Origin of the sequence: uncultured Nostoc sp. (genome assembly GCF_964245575.1) — a bacterium.
In the GTDB taxonomy this organism is placed as follows: Bacteria; Cyanobacteriota; Cyanobacteriia; order Cyanobacteriales; family Nostocaceae; genus Nostoc.
Genome location: NZ_CAXTNP010000001.1, coordinates 115663 through 124803, shown reverse-complemented (window position 1 = coordinate 124803; position 9141 = coordinate 115663). Strand labels below are relative to the sequence as shown.

The following is a 9141-nucleotide window of genomic DNA, read 5'->3' as shown; positions in this document are numbered from 1 at the left end:
TTGCAATTTTTAATTTTATATTTTTAATTTTTAATTTCGAGAAGCGACTTGACTGGCAGCGCAATGTCATACTTTCTTGTGGACTAGGGGGCAAGATCAAGTCTCTTGACTTAGCTACTGGAGAATCTAAAGTTTATATTGGAACTACCCGTAAGACCAGCGATTACCCAATTAGACCTATCTCGTAATATGTTGAGCGTAAGCAAGAGCCGTTTGTCCAAATATGGAATTATTTAGGACTTGCCTAATGCTTCGCGAGTTGGTGCGATCGCACATTCAATTAAAGTTTTGTAGGGTGAGCAGCGTTTGACTGAGCGCTCACGCCTCATACAATTTCACTTTAATAATACAAATACGCCAGTAGGGCTTGTCTTTGCCATGCCCCTACGATAAATCTATATATATCAGGATTTTTGTGATTTGGTATTAGTCTTGCCCGCCCTAATTATGCAAATTATTGCTTAAGTCGATTTCAATAAGCAAAAAGGCATATTGCTTTCTCATTTCAGTATATTTAGCAAGCAAAAAGGCATATTGCTTTCTCAAAATGCTTGATTGCTTTCTCATTTCGGTAGATTCAGCAAGCAAAAAGGCATATTGCTTTCTCAAATGCTTGAATGCTTTCTCATTTCGGTATATCGCGCATTCATTTCCGTATATTCAGTAAGCAAAAAGGCAGATTGCTTTCTCAATTTGCCTTTTTGCTTTTTCAAATGAGCAATTTACACACTCATAATATAGGACTCATATTTGATTGCGTGAAAAAAACTCAGTACACCTTTATTCTTTTTTCCCAGTCCCCAGTCTCCAGTCCCCAGTCCCCAGTCCCCAGTCTCCAGTCCCAAGTATTGAGTCTCTACGAGTAATTCACCGAATCAAATCGGATTGCTATAGTTATTGCTGTCTAGCACAAACCATTAGTCATTAAACATGGAGTAAAAGTCCTACTGCTTTTTTCCTATTGCTTAACGTTCTTTCATAACAATCCCAACTCTTCTGGAAAGCCTAGCATGATGTTTAAGTTCTGGATTGCGGCTCCCGATGCGCCTTTGCCCAAGTTGTCGAGACGAGCAACTAGCAAGGCTTCTTTGGTAGTGTCATTGGCGAATACAAAAACTTGAACAATATTAGTGCCGTTGATTGCGTAGGCGTAGCCCGTCGTAGACATCGCATCTAGAAATATTCCGTCTCGCAGCAGAGTAGAATCTTGGTATGGAGCAACCTGCACGAATTTTTCACTTTGGTAGTAGTTAACAATTACTTGATGAATAACCTCACCTGATGGTGGATTATCCAAAGTTCCTAACGGCAAAGGCACTTGAACCAGCATACCTTGCTCAAAATCCCCTACGGCAGGTACGAATAGCGGCGGCGATGCTAACTCTGAGTAATAATGCATTTCCTTGACGTGCTTATGTCCAAACTGCAAACCGTAGATACCATAAGGATAGAGCGACTCTGCTCCAGCTTCCTGTTCGTGGAAGGTATGGTATTGTTTGATCAGATTCTTTCCGCCACCAGAGTAACCTGACACTGCATTAACGGTGATGGGAAAATTACTCTTTAAAATTCCCTTGGCAATCAACGGACGGATACAGGCTAAAAATCCTGTGGGATAACAGCCCGGATTGCTGACATACTGGGCGCTGGCAATTTTCTCTCGCTGTCCTGGATTTAGTTCAGGAAAACCATATACCCAGTTATTAGCTGTGCGATGGGCACTACTAGCATCAAGGATCTTAACCGTAGTACTACTTACTAAGCTAACAGCTTCCCGGGCTGCATCATCAGGTAGGCAGAGAATGACAACATCGACGGCATTAATTAGTTTAGTTCGCTCAGTTGCATCCTTACGTTTAGATGCTTCAATGCTAACTAACTCGATATCATCCCGTTGATTGAGGCGTGAGTAAATCTGTAAGCCTGTGGTTCCTGATTCGCCATCAATGAAAATCTTAGGTTTAGTAATCATGCGTCCAGCATCCTGATCTGTGAGTAGTATTATTTTGACCGATTAATACTTACTTGATCTCTAGTAAATGAATTATATTAATTTAGGACTTACGCACTGTACAAATGCATCGTGATGTGCATTAACTATCTTGAGGTTATTTCAGGCTTTTCTTAATTATCCTGCGATCGGAAATAGACCATGCTGTAAGGGTACAGCAATGCTGTGCCCTTACAAAAGATGTGGTTTTTAAAGTTATCCATATTTAGTATTTTTTGTCAATGCATAAGTCCTATAAATTAAAACAAATATTTTTAGAAAATACCAAAAATTGATTGTATCACTCAACTGGTATTCTCCCTTAGTTTTTTTCAAAAATAAAATCGGATTGTTATAGCAGAGGTAAAAGTTAAATTTAAGTTTTTTGTGTTGCTCACGACATCTAAAAAATAATCAGTATGTTATGTTACTGAACGAAATCATAAATGATCTCATTTTCAGCAATTAACTTAAGTGTGAATACAGCCATTGCGGTATAGGCAGTCAGGGGATTTCTAAATTCTTCCTGACCAAGATATACCAAAATTTCTGGTGATTTTTCACTAAATAGCTAGTTGAAATAACGAATTTATAAGTATCTTATATCACAAAAAAGTGTGACATAAGATACTACAGAATCCGTTAGTTCAAGTCATTCTAGCTGTTTTCAATTGTATGGAATACATATCTATTGAGGAGTGCAAAGTCTTGCGCCCCATAGTGGATTGCATCCATACGAGAATCGCTATCCCCAGTCTGAGGGAGATCCATAAAAATAAATCTCCAGCCTTATTAAAAGGAATAAGCGACTACGCCCACAGTGAAACCACGTTCGGCGGAGCAGTCTTAAAAATTAGGCTGGAGATTTATTTCGGGTTGGTGTCTGAGCAAATTTTTGTAGGAGTTAAGTGAACAAGATGAATCTGTGCAAACAACGTCAAAGCAAAAATAGCGTATTGATTTTAACTTCTCTGGCTGTCTTGGCGTCTCCATTAGTATTGCCATTGCCACAAGCCTCTGCACAAACATTAACGACTGTTGTAAATTTCAACACTACTAATGGAGCGAACCCAAGAGCAGGTGTGTTTGCAGGCAAGGATGGCAATCTTTATGGAACCACTTCCGCAGGTGGTTCGCAAGATAAAGGAACAGCATTCAAATTAACTGGTTCTACTTTAAGTACTCTGACCACACTAGTTAACTTCACTGGAACCAATGGAACTAACCCAATTGCTAGATTATTCCAGGCAAGTGATGACAATCTATATGGTGTAAACTTTACAGGTGGTACAAATAACCTCGGTACGGTGTTTAAGTTGGGAAAAACAACTTTTACAACCCTGACAACTCTTTTAAATTTCAATGGCACTAATGGAGCCAACCCAGCAGGTCGATTGATTTCAGATAGCGATGGCAAGAATTTGGTGGGGACAACTTCTGCCGGTGGGGTCAACAATAAAGGAACTGTATTCAAGATTCCTCTGACTGGTGGTGTCCCCACTACGGTAGTTAACTTCAACGGTACTAATGGAGCAACTCCATTAGCAAGGTTGCAATTAGCTAGTGACAAAAACTACTATGGCACCGCCTCAGCAGGTGGAGCAAGTAATAAGGGTGTGGCATACAAATTAACTCCCGCAGGAGCAATAACTTCATATAGCTTTAGTGGTGCTAATGGGCAAAGTCCCCGGTCTGGATTAACTGAATCTAGTGGATTTCTCTATGGCACAACTTATCTGGGTGGAGCCAGTAATAAAGGAACTATATTCAAGGTTCCGCTCGGTGGCGGTACACCGGTTTTAGTTGCCAGTTTTAATGGCACTAATGGGGCCAACCCCACAGCTGCAGTCACAAAAGGAAGCGATGGTAACTTCTATGGGACAACTTCTACAGGTGGTGCAAATAATAAAGGAGCCATCTATCGGTTGACGACTGGAGGAACCCTCACTTTGTTATTTAGTTTTAATGGCACGAATGGGGCAACGCCAGAGTCTACCCTAATTCAACTTGCTAATGGTGCATTTTATGGTACCACCTCTACTGGTGGTGCTTCTGGACAAGGAACCGTGTTTAAATTTACACCATAGCTTCAAATACAATCTACCTGCCAAATAAATAGTAGAAGGTAGATTAGAAAAATGTGGATTTTTCCATTTTCAGATAGTTATGCTTATAGACTATCTGAAAGTGGAAAAGACATTCGCAGATAACCAAATAGCTTCATGATGGAGCAAAACAATTAATCAGATTGTTACTGAGATATCAAAAGTACAATCTGATTTTTGTGCTTCAACAATGATAATTGCAAGTGTTTCCACCGTTAATTGTTCAGCTAAAGAACTCGTTTTTTATGAAAGGCTATTCTCAATACGGTTCTGTTAATAAAGTTACCTGTTAAGATGAGTAGTTCTTGAGCAGGGGGAGGAAGAATTATTGTCCAATAACTCTTTTTCTTCCCCTGCCTCCCCTGCCTCAAGAGCTGATCCGAACTAGGGCTACTCTTACCAAGCGAGAGTGCGTTTCACTGCCTTTTGCCAAGTAGCAAAGTTGGACAATGGGGCATCGCTCCCCGGCTCAAACACACGTTCAATTTGCCGTTGTTCCACAAGTGCTTCATAGCTCTCCCAAAATCCTAGAGCTAAACCTGCTGCAAATGCTGCACCTTGAACGGTCGTATCGCGCATTATTGGACGTTCAACTGGAATACCTAAAACATCAGCCTGGAACTGCATCAGAAAATTATTCTCGCAGGCACCGCCATCTACCGTTAATCGCCCAACTGGAGTACTGCTAGATGCATTAATCGCTTGCATTACCTCCAGAACTTGATAAGCGATCGCTTCCAACACGGCGCGAACTAGATGCTCTGGTTGTACACTGGCGGTAATACCGAAAAAGGCTCCCCTTGCGCTCATATCCCAGTAAGGTGCGCCCAGTCCACTAAATGCAGGTACAAAGTAGACTCCACCATTATCTGTTACCTGATTTGCCATTGCTTCACTTTCAGCAGCAGTTTTAATCAGCTTCAGGCGATCGCGTAACCATTGAATACAAGCTCCACTAGTAAACATACTACCTTCTAAGCCATAGCCTACATCTAAAGTTCCCCTTGGATTTGCTTGTGTCCATGCCACTGTGGAAATAAGTTGATGGTGCGACCGCACAATTTGATCACCTGTATGAGCGAGCAAAAAGGTACCAGTGCCATAAGTACATTTCATTAAACCGGGGCGATCGCAGCCATGACCAAATAGAGCAGCTTGTTGATCCCCCAAGATGGCAGTAATCGGAATCTCAGCGCCCAACAAAGTAGCATGAGTGACTCCAAATACTCCTAAACTAGGCTGAATCTGGGGCAAAATATGCGCCGGAATCTGAAATAGTTCAAGTAAATTCTCATCCCACTCAAAGGTTTTGAGATTCATCAACATTGTCCGGCTGGCGTTGCTGTGGTCAGTAGCATGGACTTTGCCACCTGTGAGGTTCCACAGCACCCAGGTATCAATAGTGCCTGCTAAGACATTGTTTAGGTCAACATCTGTAAACTTGTCTAATAGCCACCTGAACTTAGTAGCAGAAAAGTAGGCATCGATGATTAATCCGGTGCGATCATAAATTTCATTAGCATAACCTTGCTCTTGTAATTGGTGGCAAAGGGGAGCAGTACGGCGATCTTGCCAGACAATCGCTTTATGGAGTGGTTTACCAGTAGTTTTGTCCCAAATCAAACAGGTTTCGCGCTGTACAGTCAGTCCCAAGGCTGCGATCGCAGATGGAGTAATCTGGGCATTGCCAATTGCGGTTTGCATCACCCAACACGTATCCTGCCAGATTTGTTGAGGGTCATGTTCTAACCATCCGGGCTGAGGATAATACTGAGTTAGTTCTTTGTATGCCTGCCCAACAATCTTGCCGTCTGTGTTAAATACAAAGGCGCGGTTGCCTGTTGTACCTAAGTCCAGTGCTAAGATGTAGCCCAATGATGGAGTTGTGTTGCCAAGTATGTGCATAGCTGCTTTGACATGCTGCGTAGGCGATTTTAGCAATACACGTCAAATTAGATATACATTATTTTGGGTACATTTTGAGTTCCCTGTTGCGATAGCATTGCGCTTACTTTGCTGTGTCCGCCTCAAATCCCAGATCCTTCACAACGTTGCAGGACGCTGTGCATTTTAATTAGGTGTAAGTAGCTCGACACAAAAAATCATTATATAAATGCTGCGATCGAGGGAATATTACACACAACTTCATCTTAGTTTTAGTATTAATTTCTGTGACAACGTACAAAGTGTCACTTTATTCAAGTTTAATTACGATACTAAATTTTATACTTCGCATATCAAAAGTAATAGTAATAGTAAAAGTTAAAACTATCAAAAGACAACAAAACTTTAGCATGTTCAAACTTCACCTAAATCGAAATGCACTACTAGCTCTGTTATTGCTTGTGCCAGTTCCGAGCATTGGTGTTGCAGCTCAACTGTATATGCTCCCCGGCTTGACAGGAAATTTAGTAGCTTTATTATCTAAAATCTGGATGTTGGTACTACCCATTATTTGGTTGTTATTTATCGATAAAGAGAATTTAAAAGTTCAATATCCTAAAAGACGCGAGTTGTTAACTGGAGTCGGATTAGGGCTACTGATGCTATGCATCATGTTGATTGTTTATTGGCTGCTGGGCGCAAAGTGGATAGATGTTGAATATGTTCGTGATAGAGCAAAGCAACTTGGATTGGGCAGTTTTGTGGTTTACTTAATAGGTTCAGCGTACTGGATATTTGTCAATTCTTTACTTGAGGAAATTGTCTGGCGTTGGTTTGTCTATCGCAAATGTGAAATGTTGGTATCGAGTCCTTTAGCTGTAGTACTGTCTGCACTGTTTTTTACGATTCATCACATTGTTGGTTTAGCAGCTTACTTCGACTGGCGTGCAACAACATTATGCTCATTGGGCGTGTTCTTAGCAGGGGCGATTTGGTCATGGTGCTACTTAACTTATTGCTCAATCTGGCCTGGATACATCAGCCACATTTTTGCAGATATAGCAATTTTACTGATTGGCTGGCAACTTATTTTTGCTTAACAAAGATGTTATCAATCTACAGCAAAGTAATTAATCAAAATTTCTCAATATAATGTGTTTTTTTAAATCAAAACTGATTACACCTTCTTCTTGTAATTTGCCGATCAATCGTGTAATTGTTACCCTGGTAGTGCAGCAAGCGCTAGCAATATCTTCGTGAGTAAAGCGAACACTTAAACGAGTTCCCCCCGGCACAGTTTCACCAACTTCTTTTTTCAAAAGTTGTAATAGATGCTGCAAGCGCTCTTGTACCCGTCGTCTTCCACTAATGACTAAAAAAGATTCTGTTTGCCGTAAGCGCTGATTAATTTTTGGTAAAAGGATATGGCTAAAGTTGGGGGAAGCTGCTATCTCTGCTGCGTAAATTGACACTAACTTAACATCAGAGAGGGCTGTTGCTTGGTAAATGTTTAGAGATGTCAAACTAGAGCCAAAAACCATTTCTGCTGTTGCCAATCCTATTAAAACCTCTTCACCCGTTTCACAGTAAGTACTAAGTTTGACCAAACCCTGACAAACATACAAAATTATTAATGGGTTAAGGGGAATAGTTTCTCCTTTAGAATATTTATGCACAGCGCGATCGTACAAGAGATCGCTATCATTTTTGACTACTGCTGATTCTAATCCTTTGCGTTCAGAAATATTACGTAACACCCAGCGTAAAGAGGTAGCCTTACCGTGCGGATTCCGGGCAACTGCCACTGTCAAAGCTGCATCAAATAACTCACCATGACGTTGTTGCAAGGGTATCAATAGCTCTTTAACTCTGTCTGATTGAGATAGTTCGATAAGTTCGCTACGAAGGTGCTGATGTTCTTCTAGAGGGACGAAGTTAATCATGGGTTTGCCCACCAAAAATTGCTTTGAAACATTGAGCAATTTAGCTGCGTTGAAGTTAGCTTCTTGGATGATTCCTTCTGTATTAGTCACTAAATAAGCGTCAGGCGCAAACTCGAATAATTCTTGATAGTATTGGCGTTCTTTTTCTAAGCAATTCCGTGTCTGTATTAGTTCCTCATTTTGCTGATGGAGTTCCTCTGCTGCTAACTGCACTACCTTTGAGGTGTTATAAAGTTCCTTAAATGCTTGCGGTAGCAGCTCTGGTGAAATCCAAGGTAATACACTAGCAGTTTGGTATAAATCTGCTAAACGATTGTGCAATGTTTCTGAGCGTTGGATAAATTTTTCTATGTTCACCTTAAATTCCCGCTACTTACTTGCAGAGTTGAAGCAAAAAATCTACTAGGTAAATTATTGTAAAAATTGCCGCATTTAATATTATAATTTAAACTAGTTCTAAACTGCAATTATTATTCAATAGAACCTATAAAAGTATGTCTATTCTAAGTTTTCAACAATTTATGTCTTATAGCACTACAGGTGGTATAGTTCTGTAAATGACATGTATTGCATTTAACCTAGATAATCAAAGCAGATTGAATCTAGGGAATTAAAGAGTGTCCATTGATAACTTTTGCACTCAGATGCTTTTTTAGAAAAAAGCTTACAGCATTTTGCTAAGTATTATTTATACCTATAGTGGGAAGATTTGTTAAACTCAGCTAAATACGAATCCAAAATCTGCTGACCTCAGATTAGGCTAATTTGTGATTAAACTTATAAGCCAGTCACAATTATGGCTTGCAGAGAAATTAGATAAAACAGCACAGTTAGAAAACCCTGGATCTCAACTTAAAGTTTCTATTCTTGTTTAACCCACTTTCTCATTCTCCCAATGAATGATTTAGTGCTAATAATAATTGTTTCCATGATTACTCAGAATAACTGATAATCTTTTCCCCAACTTCCCTCACAAGCATCAAGCTACTACTACCAAAGATATATAGTCTAAGTTAAGTTTATTTGTGCTTATGAATACATTTATTTGAACAAAAAGATTCCCGACTTCTTAGAAAAGTCGGAAATCTGAGCTTTTCGATTTTCACAAATCTATTAAGGAACTATCTGGCATAAGCAAGAGTAAAACTAATGGATATTAATAAGTTAAAAATACTTGTATAGAAACTCACATAGTAACTTAACAATTATCCGCCTCTTT

6 protein-coding genes are annotated in these 9141 nt (G+C 39.9%); 3 read left to right on the top strand and 3 right to left on the bottom strand.

Translation table 11 applies throughout. The features are described 5' to 3' along the window. Positions 1-188 (top strand): hypothetical protein (locus ACFFAP_RS00405; protein ID WP_375509359.1); only part of this gene is annotated, 188 nt, incomplete at its 5' end. A 788-nt stretch (positions 189-976) separates the two neighbouring features. Here the strand turns inward: ACFFAP_RS00405 and argC are convergent. Next, positions 977-1969, bottom strand: coding sequence for an N-acetyl-gamma-glutamyl-phosphate reductase (gene argC, locus ACFFAP_RS00400; RefSeq protein WP_375509363.1), 993 nt, complete (start codon positions 1967-1969; stop codon positions 977-979). 938 nt (positions 1970-2907) lie between these two features. Between argC and ACFFAP_RS00395 the strand changes: the two genes are divergently transcribed. After that, a complete protein-coding gene (locus tag ACFFAP_RS00395; protein WP_375509358.1) occupies positions 2908-4077 on the top strand; it encodes a choice-of-anchor tandem repeat GloVer-containing protein in 1170 nt (389 codons plus the stop codon). A 414-nt stretch (positions 4078-4491) separates the two neighbouring features. Here the strand turns inward: ACFFAP_RS00395 and glpK are convergent, their stop codons facing one another. Beyond that, a complete protein-coding gene (glpK, locus tag ACFFAP_RS00390; protein ID WP_375509357.1) occupies positions 4492-6000 on the bottom strand; it encodes a glycerol kinase GlpK in 1509 nt (502 codons plus the stop codon). Positions 6001-6389: 389 nt separating this feature from the next. Here glpK and ACFFAP_RS00385 point away from each other — a divergent pair, with 389 nt between their 5' ends. Next, positions 6390-7079, top strand: coding sequence for a CPBP family intramembrane glutamic endopeptidase (locus ACFFAP_RS00385; protein WP_375509356.1), 690 nt, complete (start codon positions 6390-6392; stop codon positions 7077-7079). A gap of 30 nt (positions 7080-7109) precedes the next feature. Here the strand turns inward: ACFFAP_RS00385 and ACFFAP_RS00380 are convergent, their stop codons facing one another. Beyond that, a complete protein-coding gene (locus tag ACFFAP_RS00380; RefSeq protein ID WP_375509355.1) occupies positions 7110-8279 on the bottom strand; it encodes a helix-turn-helix domain-containing protein in 1170 nt (389 codons plus the stop codon). Positions 8280-9141: the final 862 nt, after the last annotated feature.

What these genes read in the sequence shown, in the direction of transcription:
- ACFFAP_RS00385 (WP_375509356.1), top strand. Translation starts at nt 6,390, where the DNA reads ATGTTCAAACTTCACCTAAATCGAAATGCACTACTAGCTCTGTTATTG.
- ACFFAP_RS00395 (WP_375509358.1), top strand. Translation starts at nt 2,908, where the DNA reads ATGAATCTGTGCAAACAACGTCAAAGCAAAAATAGCGTATTGATTTTA.
- glpK (WP_375509357.1), bottom strand. Translation starts at nt 6,000, where the DNA reads ATGCACATACTTGGCAACACAACTCCATCATTGGGCTACATCTTAGCA.